6 protein-coding genes and 2 riboswitches are annotated in these 16,907 nt (G+C 60.6%); of the genes, 1 reads left to right on the plus strand and 5 read right to left on the minus strand.

The window, feature by feature from the left end:
* Positions 1 to 51: 51 nt before the first annotated feature.
* Both WF513_RS05435 and WF513_RS05440 read right to left on the minus strand, forming a co-directional pair.
* Positions 52 to 1,119 carry a putative urea ABC transporter substrate-binding protein gene (locus WF513_RS05435; protein WP_339082194.1) on the minus strand — a complete coding sequence of 356 codons (1,068 nt, stop codon included), beginning with the start codon at positions 1,117 to 1,119 and terminating at the stop codon, positions 52 to 54.
* A gap of 66 nt (positions 1,120 to 1,185) precedes the next feature.
* Positions 1,186 to 1,294: riboswitch (guanidine-I (ykkC/yxkD leader) on the minus strand.
* A 216-nt stretch (positions 1,295 to 1,510) separates the two neighbouring features.
* A complete protein-coding gene (locus tag WF513_RS05440; RefSeq protein WP_339082196.1) occupies positions 1,511 to 2,584 on the minus strand; it encodes a putative urea ABC transporter substrate-binding protein in 1,074 nt (357 codons plus the stop codon).
* 60 nt (positions 2,585 to 2,644) lie between these two features.
* A riboswitch (guanidine-I (ykkC/yxkD leader) is annotated at positions 2,645 to 2,767 on the minus strand.
* Between the two features lie 252 nt (positions 2,768 to 3,019).
* Here WF513_RS05440 and WF513_RS05445 point away from each other — a divergent pair.
* Positions 3,020 to 3,457, plus strand: coding sequence for a hypothetical protein (locus WF513_RS05445; protein ID WP_339082198.1), 438 nt, complete (start codon positions 3,020 to 3,022; stop codon positions 3,455 to 3,457).
* Between the two features lie 327 nt (positions 3,458 to 3,784).
* Here the strand turns inward: WF513_RS05445 and WF513_RS05450 are convergent, their stop codons facing one another.
* From WF513_RS05450 to WF513_RS05460, 3 genes are all read right to left on the minus strand, one after another.
* Positions 3,785 to 4,423: an ion channel gene (locus tag WF513_RS05450; RefSeq protein ID WP_339082200.1), complete on the minus strand. Its 639-nt coding sequence runs from the start codon at positions 4,421 to 4,423 to the stop codon at positions 3,785 to 3,787.
* 270 nt (positions 4,424 to 4,693) lie between these two features.
* Positions 4,694 to 5,032, minus strand: a complete 339-nt coding sequence (locus WF513_RS05455; protein WP_339082202.1) for a tryptophan synthase subunit beta — start codon at positions 5,030 to 5,032, stop codon at positions 4,694 to 4,696.
* 73 nt (positions 5,033 to 5,105) lie between these two features.
* A complete protein-coding gene (locus tag WF513_RS05460; protein ID WP_339082204.1) occupies positions 5,106 to 16,766 on the minus strand; it encodes an Ig-like domain-containing protein in 11,661 nt (3,886 codons plus the stop codon).
* Positions 16,767 to 16,907 lie beyond the last annotated feature (141 nt).

Consider the following 16,907-nt stretch of genomic DNA (forward strand, 5'->3'; position numbering starts at 1 on the left):
CTACGCGCCCCGATCCACCCTACGAGGTGCCGTTTACGCAAAGGCGTCCGGTTACAGCGTGCCGTCGGCCGCCATCTGCATAAAGCTTGGGTCGAAGCGCAGTTTTAAGTTGCTCTTATCGCCGGTGATAATGCCTTTGGCGAAGCTCATGCCGATGGCTTCGGCACTTGTTGCGCCTTCACCCAGCAAGCCGTGGCTGTAGGAGAACTCGGCAACCTTGGTCATGGTGGCGGGTAGCTTTGGGCTGGTGGTGAAGGCCACAGCATCTTTAGCGGAATAGAACATCTTGGTGGCTGCCAACTGTGCTTCGTAACCGGCCAGGTCGGTGCCAGAGGCTTTGGCCATGTGCTCGCGCGCTGCTTTACCGGCGGGCGTGTCGGCACTCATGGTGGCCATAATTTCGTACCAAGCGCCGGTCAGTGCTTTGCCAAAAGCGGGGTTGTCTTTGAGGGTGTCGCTGTTGACCACCATCAGGTCGATGATTTCACCGGGGATTTGGCTTGAGTCGAAGACCTTGGTCACCCCTGGAGTGGCTTCAATTTCAGCCAGTAGCGGGTTCCAGGTGGTCACGGCGGTGACGTCGTCGGTGGTGAAGGCCGCGACCAAGTCGGCGTCTGAGGTGTTGACCACTTTCAGATCCTTCTCACTGAGGCCGGCTTTTTCCAAGCCACGGGCGAGCAAGTAGTGAGATACCGAAAGTTCAACCAGATTGACGTTTTGGCCCTTTAGATCGCCCAGGGTTTTCTTCTCGCCCTTGAGCACAACGCCATCGTTGCCGTTGGAGAAGTCACCGATGATCAGCGCCGTGCTGTCGATACCGCCAGCCGCTGGGATGGTCAGGGCGTCCATGTTGGTCATGGTGCAGCCATCGAACTGGCCGGCGCTGTATTGGTTGATCGACTCGACGTAATCATTGATCTGAACCACATCAATATTGATGTCGTACTTCTTCGCCCATTTGTCGACGATGCCGGAGGCCTCGCCATATTCCCAAGGCATCCAGCCGGCATAAATGGTCCAGCAGACGCTGAAGTCAGATTTGGGTGCGGCGTGGCTATTGAGGCTGATGGCGGCAGCAAGGCCGGCGACAAGCACTGAATACAGACGGGTCTTACGCATGGTGGAACCTCCAGTTCGAAATGGGCGGGCAGGAGTGCGCGGCGGTTTCCCCTCGAGTGGGTCGCGTTCTCCCGGGCTTTTATCCCGCCGTGTAACCTCGAAGGAGGTCGCTAACTCTCGGACCAGTCATCCGCAGATCGTGTGATCGCGGATCGGAACCCTAGTCAGCCATTGCAAATTATGGTGCCACATCTGTGGTGCCACATCTCGTGGTACCGCGATCCCGCCGGAGCGGGTTGTTCCTGCACAACTTAAACGTTGCGAACATCGTGCCATTGTCGCTGAGCCCCCGTGCGTCGGGCTTGCCTCACATGGCACCGGTTTTTATGCGCCTTGGCGGTGCGTGCCGAGAGCGCCATGCTGCATTGCAGGGCGTGATCGTTGATTGCGCTCAGAGGTTCTTTTCGGCGGCCATTTGCATGTAGCTACCGTCGAAGCGCAGCAATATGTTATCGGCATTGCCCAGGCTGCGTTCACCACTGAATGCGATGCCGAGTTTCTCCAGGCCTTTGCCATCGTTGCCGAGCAGCTTCTGTTGGTCAGCGAACTGGGCGACTCGCTGCATCAGCTCGGGCATTTTGTTGGCGCGGGCGAACGCTAAGGCGTAACGCGGCGAGTAAAACGAGCGAAGGGTGTCGAGTTGCCGGTCAAAGTCTTCTGCACTGGTGCCGGCAGCACTGGCCATTTTTGCCCGTGCTGTTCGCCCTGCTTCGGTGGGCATGCCCATTAAACGCTGGGTTTCGAACCAGGCGCCGGTTAGTGCCTTGCCCAGCTCCGGATGGGCAGCCAGGACTTTTGTATTAACTACAGTCAGGTCGACAATCTCGCCGGGAATCAGGTTGGAACTGAACACTTGGCTGACCTGAGCCTGCTGCTTGATTTTGGCCAGAACCGGATTCCACGTGATCACGGCATCACCTTGGCCGGCGAGGAAGGCTTCGGCAATTTGAGTGTCAGAAACGTGCTGGATGGTCACGTCCTCAGGTTTCAGTAAGGCCCATTCCAGCGCGCGACTCAGCAGGTAGTGCGACACCGAGTTCTCCACCAGCAGCACGGTTTTGCCCTTGAGATCCTGAATAGTTAGGCCTGGGCCGCGCAGCAGAATGGCGTCCGCACCGTTTGAAAAGTCGCCGATGATTAGCGCGGTGGAGTCCACTCCGGCGGCAGCTGGGATGGTCAATGCATCCATATTGGTCATGCTGCAAGCGTCGAATTCGCCTGCACTGTAGCGTTCGATGGAGCCGACATAATCTGGCACCTCACTGATTTCGACGCGAATGCCATAGCGATCGGCCCACTTTTGCATCACGCCCTCGCTGTCGGCATAGCCCCAAGGCATCCAGCCGGCGAAGATCGACCAACACAGTTTGAAGGTGGGTGGTTCTTCAGAGGCCTGTGCCGGAAGGGCCAGCGTGACAGCGAGTAGGCAAACGGATAGACGCAGAAATAGGGTGCGCATTGGCATGGATAACCTCAGTCAGTCAGCGGAAATAAGAAAGCGTGCATCTGGCAGCGGTGCGGTGCGTTCTCCCGGGCTTTTATCCCGCCGTGTAACCCCATGGCAAAGTCCATTGCTGGAGGTCGTCGACTCTCGGACCAGCCACCCGCTGAGCGTCTTCAGCAGGCCGGAACCCTAGTCGGCTATTGCAAATTGGCTGACGGCAAACGTGTTGCCACCGTGCACCCTTCCTTGATGATCAGAACCGTAAGCGAGGACTGTGCCAGGTTCGCGGACTGCGCTGAATCAGTGACGAGGCAGGCGTGCGACTGAAATAATTTGTCATGCAATCTGATCCAGAGCGTTACCGCACGGGATGCGCAAGCGTAGGTCTCATATTGCGGGAGCAATCCCTGGCAGCGACAACGGTCGCTGTTGCACCTGCGGTCGAAGGAGGCCGCTATGTCGTTTAAATCCGTATTGTTGGCGTTGTTAGTTTTGTCGTTAAGCGGTTGCGCGGTCTATGGCGGCAACAATGGCTATGGCCAGCGCGGTTATGAGCGAGGGCACGCGAAGAGCTATTACCACGTGCAGCATTACCCGGTGTATGGGGCGCCGCAGTATCACCGGCAGCCGACCTATCGCCATGACGGGCGGCGCTATGATCACCCCCAACCCCCGCGTTACTACATACCGGCCCCGCAGCCGCGCCATTACCAAACGCACAAGTACCAGAAAGGCCATGGCTACCGGATGCCCCAACCGCATGCGGGTTGGGATGGCCGCCGTGATCGCGATTATTCGCGCAGTTACAAGCAGCACCGCCAACCACGCCATGACGCGGCGCACCGCGCTGAGCGCTACGAAGACAACCGTCGGGGTTGGGAGCGGCAGCGTTAAGCGTCGTAAACCAGCAAGGCAAACTCGATCAGCACACAAGTGCAGCGGATCGCGCTGCGTCAGTCTCGCGGATCTACTCTGCTGGGCTCGTTAAAGCGCTGGTCGCCATGGGTTTGCGCCGCAGGGCTGGGTAGCCAGCGGCGAGCGAGAAAGGCGGCTGATGAAGGGTGGATCGAGGGTTAGCTGTGCGGATGGAGAGGCAGCATCGCTACTGGCGGTGAGCCGCTGTATGCAGCAATGGCATCAGCGCATGCCAGCGGCAATGCCACGGATCATCAGTAGAACGGCACAGTTATTACGCAACCTCAATCAACCGGCATAAGGCGCTTATACCTCCTCGCCACGGTCACTCATCAGCATCAGGCTGCGGGCCACTGCAATGGCGATAAACATCACCCCAGCCACTGCTTCTGCACCCGCCAATAAGCGAGCGGCGGGTGCTAGGGCGTGGATGTCGCCATAGCCCACCGTGGTCAAGGTAACCAAGCTGTAGTAGACGAAGTCATGCAGCTGCAACGGCCCGTGCGCACTCCAAAAGGCATCGGCAACAAAGCGGTTGACCACGTGATAGGCGATGGCAAATGCCATCGCCAGTTGCAGGTACAAAGCCAGCAAGCCATAGATCAATTCGCCAGTGACCGGCCGCTCGTGAATCACGCGATGAAACAGCGAGATCACCATCGCCAGGTAAAACACCACCAAGCCGATGCCGTTGCTCATCGCTGCAGGCAGGTTGACCAGCTTCTCCAGCGCCAACAGCAGCAGGTTAGAAAGGCCTAATACCAACAGCATGGTCATAAAAACCCGCTTGTGCCGCAGCGTATTGATGCCGGCCAACACCAACAGCAAAAACGCCGCCCATTCCGGCCATACCGAAAGCGCTGGCCAGCCCATGACGCCGGTTAAAAGCGCGCTGGCAAAAAACAGCAAACGCAGGCGGTAGTGCAGCAAAAAACCATTGATCACATTAAATCCCCAAGCCAAGGTTTGCAGTCTGAATATGCCAGCCTAGCCCTGTTCAGTGTGCGGCTTGCATCAGTAGTTTTAGCTGCTTTGGCTACACTGCTGTGTAGATTTTCGGCGAATCGCCAACCGAATTTGCCTATTGGTAAATGCCCACTCTGTAAAACGCAAAACCCCACCATCGGGGGTGGGGTCTATGGTGCGTTTACACAGGTTCAAGCCTGCACGCACGCTTTATCAGGTGCAAACAAACTACTGAAGTAAAATTAGCAGTCAGATCAGCTTCGCTTCATCATCATTGATTAGCCGATGCAGGCCGCCCAGGGCATCCCGCGCCTTGCTACGGCCGACCAGTTTGCCCTGCGCTGCTTCCGGTAGATCCGTGATGCGTACCACGCCCTTGCGGATCAGCACAGTAATCAAATCTTCTAGCACCCGGATCATGTCCAGGTCGCTTTGCTCCAGCTGCAACAGGCTGCTTTCAACTGTCTGGTTGGCATACCAGCTTTGCGCTTCGTCGCTGTCCGCCAGCAACTCGCCATCCATACCCTCAAATGGCGCTGCCTCCACCTGCTGCAAATTACCCCAGGCATCCCGCTTCACATACAACATCGACCACTCCTTACCTTGTTACATCAGCCCTAAATAAAAACCCCGCTGCCATAGGGTAGCGGGGTTGGGTTGATCAGGTGTGGTCGACTTTGATCATGGGGTCCGCACCCGCAATCAGCGAGTTGACCAGATCACCTTGGCTCAGATTGCCAGGGTTGATATTGATCGGGTTACCACCGTTTTCCAGTTTGATGGTCATGTCGGCGTTGCTACCTGTGGCATTGAGCCCCCCAGTTATGCTGATTTGCAGAGTGGAGGTGGCGGTGTCTACGCGCAGGTAGTTAAGAATATTACCGTCATTTTCGCCTTGCAGCAGGTCATGCAAGTCGATGGTGTCTCGCGATGTGCCGCTGATATTGAAATCCCTGACCACATCATTACCCAGGTCGCCACGCTGCCAGAGATGTAAGTCTCTGCCTGTGCCGCCGGTGAGCGTGTCGTTGCCCAGGCCGCCGCGCAGTATGTCATCGCCCTCGCCCCCATTGAGGATGTCGTTACCGGCATCACCGCTGAGGTAATCGTTACCGGCGTCGCCATTCAGCGTGTCGTTACCGATACCGCCATAAAGGTGATCGTTACCGGCTCCACCGTTTAGCGTGTCATTGCCTGCACCACCATAGATCAGGTCGTTACCGGCGCCGCCGTTAAGGGTGTCATCGCCGTTGTAACCACGGATTAGGTCGTTGCCTGATGTGCCTGTAAGCGTGTCGTTACCGGCAGTCGCCGTGGTCACAGTGTTGGTGGTCTCATCGACAGTCACGCTAAATGACTGCGCACTGCTCGCCGTGCTGCCATTAGCCGTTTCTGTCGCGGTGCCGGTTAGCGTTAGGTTCAGCGTTCCGGTGTAGCCAGCAGGCGGCAACAAGTGCAGGTTGCTTAGATCGCTGGCGGCCAGCGTCCAGCTGCCGTTGCCATTGTTGGTACCAGCGCTCAGGCTGGCACCGTTGGGCAGTCCTGAAAGCACGAGGCTCAGGGACTCTGAACCATCCTGGTCGACCAGCTGTGCTGCGAGTAGCAGCGCAATTGGAGCGCCATACAGCATGGCGCTGCCGCTTTGGCTGAAGTTAGCCCTGGACAACGACAGTGATGAGTCTTTGAGGCTGTCGCGGCCATTGAGTACCAGCCAGCTGAAGCTGTAGTTGCCACTCTGAGTCGCGGTATAACTAAATGTGCCGTTATTGGTGAGACTTGGAAACTTCGACTCTGAGGAGTCCACCAGGAAGGTTTCACGGGTGCCGTTAGGGCCCGTTACGATCAATACCACCAGGTCGTTGTAACCAGCCTGCACTTCGGACGAGAGATTCTCTCCATTGGTGAAGGCATAGTTCCAATTGACGGTGGTGCCGCCTGCCATGCTGTAGTTCGACTGAGTAGTTTTCCCGTCGACTACATCAACATTGCCGCTGTGATTAACATTCGGCCCGCTTGGATTAAAGCGATTGTCGAGGAAACCAGCAGTCAGGCCCAGTTCGGCCTCGAGATTGGCTTGTGAAATACCATCACCGGCGTTGAATGCGGCGGTGTTGATTGGCGTGTCGGTGCTACCCGTCGAAATGACTGTGGCACCTGGGTTGAGGGCAAAAATATTGGACACCGGCGAGAGCAATGGTGCATCGGCTTGCGGTGTGACCGTCACGCTTACCTGGGCGCTGGAGGTACCACCCTTGCCATCAGTAATGCTGTACTGAATCAGTGCCGTGCCACTGAAGTTGCTGGCCGGGGTAAAGCTCAGGGTGTTGTTGGCGTTCACTACCACGCTGCCATTGCTGGCCGTGGCCCCGGTTACCGTCAGGAGGTCACCGTCAACATCCGTGTCGTTGGCCAGCACATTGATAATTACAGGCGTGTCTTCGTTGGTTGTAGCGCTATCGGCAACTGCCACAGGCGCATCGTTGACGGCCTGGGTGGCGTTGGCGGCAGTGCTGGCGTTGCCGGCCGCATCCTGGGCGGCATCGGCCGCCACAGTGACCGTGATTTCGCCGCCGGTGGGGGTGACCACCAAGGTGTAGGTCTGGCCATCGACGCTGGTGAAGGCGCCTTTGGTGCCGTTGGCCACACTGATGTCATCAGCGGTGAAGCCGGTGACGGCCTCAGTGAAGCTAAAGGTAAAGGTCACCGGGCCATTGGCCACACCGGCGACGTTGTCGCTGATACTCAACACAGGGGCCTGGGTGTCGATCTGGTAGTTGGCGCTGCTGGCCCCGGTGCCGGCGTTACCGGCGGTGTCGGTGTAAGTCGCGGCCACGGTGATCAGGTTAGTGGTGTCTTCAACATTGACGCTTGGGGTGAAGGTACCGGTCCACGTCACACCGCCATCGGCGCTGCTCAAGGCGCTGAGGGTGCCGTTCTCGACAGTCACATCGGTGTTATCAAAGGCGACGACCGCCTCACTGAAGGTGATGGTGACCAAGCTGGTCTCGCCGACGCTGAGGGCGGTGTCGGCCATCACAATGCTGGCAACCGTTGGCGCGCCGATGTCGACGGCCTGGGTGGCGTTGGCGGCAGTGCTGGCGTTGCCGGCGGCATCCTGGGCGGCGCCAGACGCGACATCAACGGTGATCTGGCCACCGGTCGGAGTCACGACCAAGGTGTAGGTCTGGCCATCGACGCTGGTGAAGGTGCCTTTGGTGCCGTTGGCCACACTGATGTCATCAGCGGTGAAGCCGGTGACGGCCTCAGTGAAGCTAAAGGTAAAGGTCACCGGGCCATTGGCCACACCGGCGACGTTGTCGCTGATACTCAACACAGGGGCCTGGGTGTCGATCTGGTAGTTGGCGCTGCTGGCCCCGGTGCCGGCGTTACCGGCGGTGTCGGTGTAAGTCGCGGCCACGGTGATCAGGTTGCTGGTGTCGGTCACGTTGACGCTTGGGGTGAAGGTACCGGTCCACGTCACACCGCCATCGGCGCTGCTCAAGGCGCTGAGGGTGCCGTTCTCGACAGTCACATCGGTGTTATCAAAGGCGACGACCGCCTCGCTGAAGGTGATGGTGACCAAGCTGGTCTCACCGACGCTGAGGGCGGTGTCGGCCATGACAATGCTGGCAACCGTTGGCGCGCCGATGTCCACGGCCTGTGTCGCGTTGGCGGCAGTGCTGGCGTTGCCGGCAGCATCCTGGGCGGCGCCAGACGCGACATCAACGGTGATCTGGCCACCGGTCGGAGTCACGACCAAGGTGTAGGTCTGGCCATCGACGCTGGTGAAGGCGCCTTTGGTGCCGTTGGCCACACTGATGTCATCAGCGGTGAAGCCGGTGACGGCCTCAGTGAAGCTAAAGGTAAAGGTCACCGGGCCATTGGCCACACCGGCGACGTTGTCGCTGATACTCAACATAGGGGCCTGGGTGTCGATCTGGTAGTTGGCGCTGCTGGCCCCGGTGCCGGCGTTACCGGCGGTGTCGGTGTAAGTCGCGGCCACGGTGATCAGGTTAGTGGTGTCTTCAACATTGACGCTTGGGGTGAAGGTACCGGTCCACGTCACACCGCCATCGGCGCTGCTCAAGGCGCTGAGGGTGCCGTTCTCGACAGTCACATCGGTGTTATCAAAGGCGACGACCGCCTCACTGAAGGTGATGGTGACCAAGCTGGTCTCGCCGACGCTGAGGGCGGTGTCAGCCATCACAATGCTGGCAACCGTTGGCGCGCCGATGTCGACGGCCTGGGTGGCGTTGGCGGCAGTGCTGGCGTTGCCGGCAGCATCCTGGGCGGCGCCAGACGCGACATCAACGGTGATCTGGCCACCGGTCGGAGTCACGACCAAGGTGTAGGTCTGGCCATCGACGCTGGTGAAGGCGCCTTTGGTGCCGTTGGCCACACTGATGTCATCAGCGGTGAAGCCGGTGACGGCCTCAGTGAAGCTAAAGGTAAAGGTCACCGGGCCATTGGCCACACCGGCGACGTTGTCGCTGATACTCAACATAGGGGCCTGGGTGTCGATCTGGTAGTTGGCGCTGCTGGCCCCGGTGCCGGCGTTACCGGCGGTGTCGGTGTAAGTCGCGGCCACGGTGATCAGGTTGCTGGTGTCGGTCACGTTGACGCTTGGGGTGAAGGTACCGGTCCACGTCACACCGCCATCGGCGCTGCTCAAGGCGCTGAGGGTGCCGTTCTCGACAGTCACATCGGTGTTATCAAAGGCGACGACCGCCTCGCTGAAGGTGATGGTGACCAAGCTGGTCTCACCGACGCTGAGGGCGGTGTCGGCCATGACAATGCTGGCAACCGTTGGCGCGCCGATGTCGACGGCCTGTGTCGCGTTGGCGGCAGTGCTGGCGTTGCCGGCAGCATCCTGGGCGGCGCCAGACGCGACATCAACGGTGATCTGGCCACCGGTCGGAGTCACGACCAAGGTGTAGGTCTGGCCATCGACGCTGGTGAAGGCGCCTTTGGTGCCGTTGGCCACACTGATGTCATCAGCGGTGAAGCCGGTGACGGCCTCAGTGAAGCTAAAGGTAAAGGTCACCGGGCCATTGGCCACACCGGCGACGTTGTCGCTGATACTCAACATAGGGGCCTGGGTGTCGATCTGGTAGTTGGCGCTGCTGGCCCCGGTGCCGGCGTTACCGGCGGTGTCGGTGTAAGTCGCGGCCACGGTGATCAGGTTAGTGGTGTCTTCAACATTGACGCTTGGGGTGAAGGTACCGGTCCACGTCACACCGCCATCGGCGCTGCTCAAGGCGCTGAGGGTGCCGTTCTCGACAGTCACATCGGTGTTATCAAAGGCGACGACCGCCTCACTGAAGGTGATGGTGACCAAGCTGGTCTCGCCGACGCTGAGGGCGGTGTCGGCCATGACAATGCTGGCAACCGTTGGCGCGCCGATGTCGACGGCCTGGGTGGCGTTGGCGGCAGTGCTGGCGTTGCCGGCAGCATCCTGGGCGGCGCCAGACGCGACATCAACGGTGATCTGGCCACCGGTCGGAGTCACGACCAAGGTGTAGGTCTGGCCATCGACGCTGGTGAAGGCGCCTTTGGTGCCGTTGGCCACACTGATGTCATCAGCGGTGAAGCCGGTGACGGCCTCAGTGAAGCTAAAGGTAAAGGTCACCGGGCCATTGGCCACACCGGCGACGTTGTCGCTGATACTCAACACAGGGGCCTGGGTGTCGATCTGGTAGTTGGCGCTGCTGGCCCCGGTGCCGGCGTTACCGGCGGTGTCGGTGTAAGTCGCGGCCACGGTGATCAGGTTAGTGGTGTCTTCAACATTGACGCTTGGGGTGAAGGTACCGGTCCACGTCACACCGCCATCGGCGCTGCTCAAGGCGCTGAGGGTGCCGTTCTCGACAGTCACATCGGTGTTATCAAAGGCGACGACCGCCTCGCTGAAGGTGATGGTGACCAAGCTGGTCTCGCCGACGCTGAGGGCGGTGTCAGCCATCACAATGCTGGCAACCGTTGGCGCGCCGATGTCGACGGCCTGGGTGGCGTTGGCGGCAGTGCTGGCGTTGCCGGCAGCATCCTGGGCGGCGCCAGACGCGACATCAACGGTGATCTGGCCACCGGTCGGAGTCACGACCAAGGTGTAGGTCTGGCCATCGACGCTGGTGAAGGCGCCTTTGGTGCCGTTGGCCACACTGATGTCATCAGCGGTGAAGCCGGTGACGGCCTCAGTGAAGCTAAAGGTAAAGGTCACCGGGCCATTGGCCACACCGGCGACGTTGTCGCTGATACTCAACATAGGGGCCTGGGTGTCGATCTGGTAGTTGGCGCTGCTGGCCCCGGTGCCGGCGTTACCGGCGGTGTCGGTGTAAGTCGCGGCCACGGTGATCAGGTTAGTGGTGTCTTCAACATTGACGCTTGGGGTGAAGGTACCGGTCCACGTCACACCGCCATCGGCGCTGCTCAAGGCGCTGAGGGTGCCGTTCTCGACAGTCACATCGGTGTTATCAAAGGCGACGACCGCCTCACTGAAGGTGATGGTGACCAAGCTGGTCTCGCCGACGCTGAGGGCGGTGTCGGCCATGACAATGCTGGCAACCGTTGGCGCGCCGATGTCGACGGCCTGGGTGGCGTTGGCGGCAGTGCTGGCGTTGCCGGCAGCATCCTGGGCGGCGCCAGACGCGACATCAACGGTGATCTGGCCACCGGTCGGAGTCACGACCAAGGTGTAGGTCTGGCCATCGACGCTGGTGAAGGCGCCTTTGGTGCCGTTGGCCACACTGATGTCATCAGCGGTGAAGCCGGTGACGGCCTCAGTGAAGCTAAAGGTAAAGGTCACCGGGCCATTGGCCACACCGGCGACGTTGTCGCTGATACTCAACACAGGGGCCTGGGTGTCGATCTGGTAGTTGGCGCTGCTGGCCCCGGTGCCGGCGTTACCGGCGGTGTCGGTGTAAGTCGCGGCCACGGTGATCAGGTTAGTGGTGTCTTCAACATTGACGCTTGGGGTGAAGGTACCGGTCCACGTCACACCGCCATCGGCGCTGCTCAAGGCGCTGAGGGTGCCGTTCTCGACAGTCACATCGGTGTTATCAAAGGCGACGACCGCCTCACTGAAGGTGATGGTGACCAAGCTGGTCTCGCCGACGCTGAGGGCGGTGTCGGCCATGACAATGCTGGCAACCGTTGGCGCGCCGATGTCGACGGCCTGGGTGGCGTTGGCGGCAGTGCTGGCGTTGCCGGCAGCATCCTGGGCGGCGCCAGACGCGACATCAACGGTGATCTGGCCACCGGTCGGAGTCACGACCAAGGTGTAGGTCTGGCCATCGACGCTGGTGAAGGCGCCTTTGGTGCCGTTGGCCACACTGATGTCATCAGCGGTGAAGCCGGTGACGGCCTCAGTGAAGCTAAAGGTAAAGGTCACCGGGCCATTGGCCACACCGGCGACGTTGTCGCTGATACTCAACACAGGGGCCTGGGTGTCGATCTGGTAGTTGGCGCTGCTGGCCCCGGTGCCGGCGTTACCGGCGGTGTCGGTGTAAGTCGCGGCCACGGTGATCAGGTTAGTGGTGTCTTCAACATTGACGCTTGGGGTGAAGGTACCGGTCCACGTCACACCGCCATCGGCGCTGCTCAAGGCGCTGAGGGTGCCGTTCTCGACAGTCACATCGGTGTTATCAAAGGCGACGACCGCCTCGCTGAAGGTGATGGTGACCAAGCTGGTCTCGCCGACGCTGAGGGCGGTGTCAGCCATCACAATGCTGGCAACCGTTGGCGCGCCGATGTCGACGGCCTGGGTGGCGTTGGCGGCAGTGCTGGCGTTGCCGGCAGCATCCTGGGCGGCGCCAGACGCGACATCAACGGTGATCTGGCCACCGGTCGGAGTCACGACCAAGGTGTAGGTCTGGCCATCGACGCTGGTGAAGGCGCCTTTGGTGCCGTTGGCCACACTGATGTCATCAGCGGTGAAGCCGGTGACGGCCTCAGTGAAGCTAAAGGTAAAGGTCACCGGGCCATTGGCCACACCGGCGACGTTGTCGCTGATACTCAACATAGGGGCCTGGGTGTCGATCTGGTAGTTGGCGCTGCTGGCCCCGGTGCCGGCGTTACCGGCGGTGTCGGTGTAAGTCGCGGCCACGGTGATCAGGTTAGTGGTGTCTTCAACATTGACGCTTGGGGTGAAGGTACCGGTCCACGTCACACCGCCATCGGCGCTGCTCAAGGCGCTGAGGGTGCCGTTCTCGACAGTCACATCGGTGTTATCAAAGGCGACGACCGCCTCACTGAAGGTGATGGTGACCAAGCTGGTCTCGCCGACGCTGAGGGCGGTGTCGGCCATGACAATGCTGGCAACCGTTGGCGCGCCGATGTCGACGGCCTGGGTGGCGTTGGCGGCAGTGCTGGCGTTGCCGGCAGCATCCTGGGCGGCGCCAGACGCGACATCAACGGTGATCTGGCCACCGGTCGGAGTCACGACCAAGGTGTAGGTCTGGCCATCGACGCTGGTGAAGGCGCCTTTGGTGCCGTTGGCCACACTGATGTCATCAGCGGTGAAGCCGGTGACGGCCTCAGTGAAGCTAAAGGTAAAGGTCACCGGGCCATTGGCCACACCGGCGACGTTGTCGCTGATACTCAACACAGGGGCCTGGGTGTCGATCTGGTAGTTGGCGCTGCTGGCCCCGGTGCCGGCGTTACCGGCGGTGTCGGTGTAAGTCGCGGCCACGGTGATCAGGTTAGTGGTGTCTTCAACATTGACGCTTGGGGTGAAGGTACCGGTCCACGTCACACCGCCATCGGCGCTGCTCAAGGCGCTGAGGGTGCCGTTCTCGACAGTCACATCGGTGTTATCAAAGGCGACGACCGCCTCGCTGAAGGTGATGGTGACCAAGCTGGTCTCGCCGACGCTGAGGGCGGTGTCAGCCATCACAATGCTGGCAACCGTTGGCGCGCCGATGTCGACGGCCTGGGTGGCGTTGGCGGCAGTGCTGGCGTTGCCGGCAGCATCCTGGGCGGCGCCAGACGCGACATCAACGGTGATCTGGCCACCGGTCGGAGTCACGACCAAGGTGTAGGTCTGGCCATCGACGCTGGTGAAGGCGCCTTTGGTGCCGTTGGCCACACTGATGTCATCAGCGGTGAAGCCGGTGACGGCCTCAGTGAAGCTAAAGGTAAAGGTCACCGGGCCATTGGCCACACCGGCGACGTTGTCGCTGATACTCAACACAGGGGCCTGGGTGTCGATCTGGTAGTTGGCGCTGCTGGCCCCGGTGCCGGCGTTACCGGCGGTGTCGGTGTAAGTCGCGGCCACGGTGATCAGGTTAGTGGTGTCTTCAACATTGACGCTTGGGGTGAAGGTACCGGTCCACGTCACACCGCCATCGGCGCTGCTCAAGGCGCTGAGGGTGCCGTTCTCGACAGTCACATCGGTGTTATCAAAGGCGACGACCGCCTCGCTGAAGGTGATGGTGACCAAGCTGGTCTCACCGACGCTGAGGGCGGTGTCGGCCATGACAATGCTGGCAACCGTTGGCGCGCCGATGTCCACGGCCTGTGTCGCGTTGGCTGCAGTGCTGGCGTTGCCGGCAGCATCCTGGGCGGCGCCAGACGCGACATCAACGGTGATCTGGCCACCGGTCGGAGTCACGACCAAGGTGTAGGTCTGGCCATCGACGCTGGTGAAGGCGCCTTTGGTGCCGTTGGCCACACTGATGTCATCAGCGGTGAAGCCGGTGACGGCCTCAGTGAAGCTAAAGGTAAAGGTCACCGGGCCATTGGCCACACCGGCGACGTTGTCGCTGATACTCAACACAGGGGCCTGGGTGTCGATCTGGTAGTTGGCGCTGCTGGCCCCGGTGCCGGCGTTACCGGCGGTGTCGGTGTAAGTCGCGGCCACGGTGATCAGGTTGCTGGTGTCGGTCACGTTGACGCTTGGGGTGAAGGTACCGGTCCACGTCACACCGCCATCGGCGCTGCTCAAGGCGCTGAGGGTGCCGTTCTCGACAGTCACATCGGTGTTATCAAAGGCGACGACCGCCTCACTGAAGGTGATGGTGACCAAGCTGGTCTCGCCGACGCTGAGGGCGGTGTCGGCCATCACAATGCTGGCAACCGTTGGCGCGCCGATGTCGACGGCCTGGGTGGCGTTGGCGGCAGTGCTGGCGTTGCCGGCGGCATCCTGGGCGGCGCCAGACGCGACATCAACGGTGATCTGGCCACCGGTCGGAGTCACGACCAAGGTGTAGGTCTGGCCATCGACGCTGGTGAAGGTGCCTTTGGTGCCGTTGGCCACACTGATGTCATCAGCGGTGAAGCCGGTGACGGCCTCAGTGAAGCTAAAGGTAAAGGTCACCGGGCCATTGGCCACACCGGCGACGTTGTCGCTGATACTCAACACAGGGGCCTGGGTGTCGATCTGGTAGTTGGCGCTGCTGGCCCCGGTGCCGGCGTTACCGGCGGTGTCGGTGTAAGTCGCGGCCACGGTGATCAGGTTGCTGGTGTCGGTCACGTTGACGCTTGGGGTGAAGGTACCGGTCCACGTCACACCGCCATCGGCGCTGCTCAAGGCGCTGAGGGTGCCGTTCTCGACAGTCACATCGGTGTTATCAAAGGCGACGACCGCCTCGCTGAAGGTGATGGTGACCAAGCTGGTCTCACCGACGCTGAGGGCGGTGTCGGCCATCACAATGCTGGCAACCGTTGGCGCGCCGATGTCCACGGCCTGTGTCGCGTTGGCTGCAGTGCTGGCGTTGCCGGCGGCATCCTGGGCGGCGCCAGACGCGACATCAACGGTGATCTGGCCACCGGTCGGAGTCACGACCAAGGTGTAGGTCTGGCCATCGACGCTGGTGAAGGCGCCTTTGGTGCCGTTGGCCACACTGATGTCATCAGCGGTGAAGCCGGTGACGGCCTCAGTGAAGCTAAAGGTAAAGGTCACCGGGCCATTGGCCACACCGGCGACGTTGTCGCTGATGCTCAGCACAGGGGCCTGGGTGTCGATTTGGTAGTTGGCGCTGCTGGCCCCGGTGCCGGCGTTACCGGCGGTGTCGGTGTAAGTCGCGGCCACGGTGATCAGGTTGCTGGTGTCGGTCACGTTGACGCTTGGGGTGAAGGTACCGGTCCACGTCACACCGCCATCGGCGCTGCTCAAGGCGCTGAGGGTGCCGTTCTCGACAGTCACATCGGTGTTATCAAAGGCGACGACCGCCTCGCTGAAGGTGATGGTGACCAAGCTGGTCTCACCGACGCTGAGGGCGGTGTCGGCCATGACAATGCTGGCAACCGTTGGCGCGCCGATGTCCACGGCCTGTGTCGCGTTGGCTGCAGTGCTGGCGTTGCCGGCAGCATCCTGGGCGGCGCCAGACGCGACATCAACGGTGATCTGGCCACCGGTCGGAGTCACGACCAAGGTGTAGGTCTGGCCATCGACGCTGGTGAAGGCGCCTTTGGTGCCGTTGGCCACACTGATGTCATCAGCGGTGAAGCCGGTGACGGCCTCAGTGAAGCTAAAGGTAAAGGTCACCGGGCCATTGGCCACACCGGCGACGTTGTCGCTGATACTCAACACAGGGGCCTGGGTGTCGATCTGGTAGTTGGCGCTGCTGGCCCCGGTGCCGGCGTTACCGGCGGTGTCGGTGTAAGTCGCGGCCACGGTGATCAGGTTAGTGGTGTCTTCAACATTGACGCTTGGGGTGAAGGTACCGGTCCACGTCACACCGCCATCGGCGCTGCTCAAGGCGCTGAGGGTGCCGTTCTCGACAGTCACATCGGTGTTATCAAAGGCGACGACCGCCTCACTGAAGGTGATGGTGACCAAGCTGGTCTCGCCGACGCTGAGGGCGGTGTCAGCCATCACAATGCTGGCAACCGTTGGCGCGCCGATGTCGACGGCCTGGGTGGCGTTGGCGGCCACATTTTCAGCTGCGGTCTGGCCTGCCAAGCTTGGACCCTCGGTATCGAATCCTACTGTCGGGTCCAGTTGCTGGCCAGTTTCATCCAGTAATACAAAGCTATGCCCGCCGCCCGCCGCGCCGCCAGTGCCTGCGCCTGTTCCAGCGCCTGCCGCGGGGGCTTCAAGGTCGGTGGTGGGGTCGAAGCCGGCGGCTAAGGCTTGTTCTAATTCAGAGTCCGGCGCTCGCTCATCACTGGCGTTAGCATCCGGGCCTGCTTGCCAGTTACTGTTTTGCCCCACGCTAACCAGCTCGCCATTGGCCAGTTGCAGCGTCACTTCGCCGCCCAAGCCAGTGAGTACTTGCTCACCCATCAGCAGGCGCTCGCCTTCAAATATCTGACGTTTTAGACCGTCGATAGAAACGGCAAACACTTGTCCTACAAGAGATTTGACGATGGCGGCGATAGTGCTCATAGGTGAAGCTCCATGGTTTACGTGCGGTGATATTCGTTGAGTTTCTCGTCAGAACGGTGTGTTTATTGCGACAGCGTTTTGACTTTAAGTCATGTCATTAATTTGGCTTATTTCTTTTCGAAATTAGCTATATGCCAAACT

Origin of the sequence: Pseudomonas sp. TMP9 (genome assembly GCF_037943105.1) — a bacterium.
Taxonomy (GTDB): domain Bacteria; phylum Pseudomonadota; class Gammaproteobacteria; order Pseudomonadales; family Pseudomonadaceae; genus Aquipseudomonas.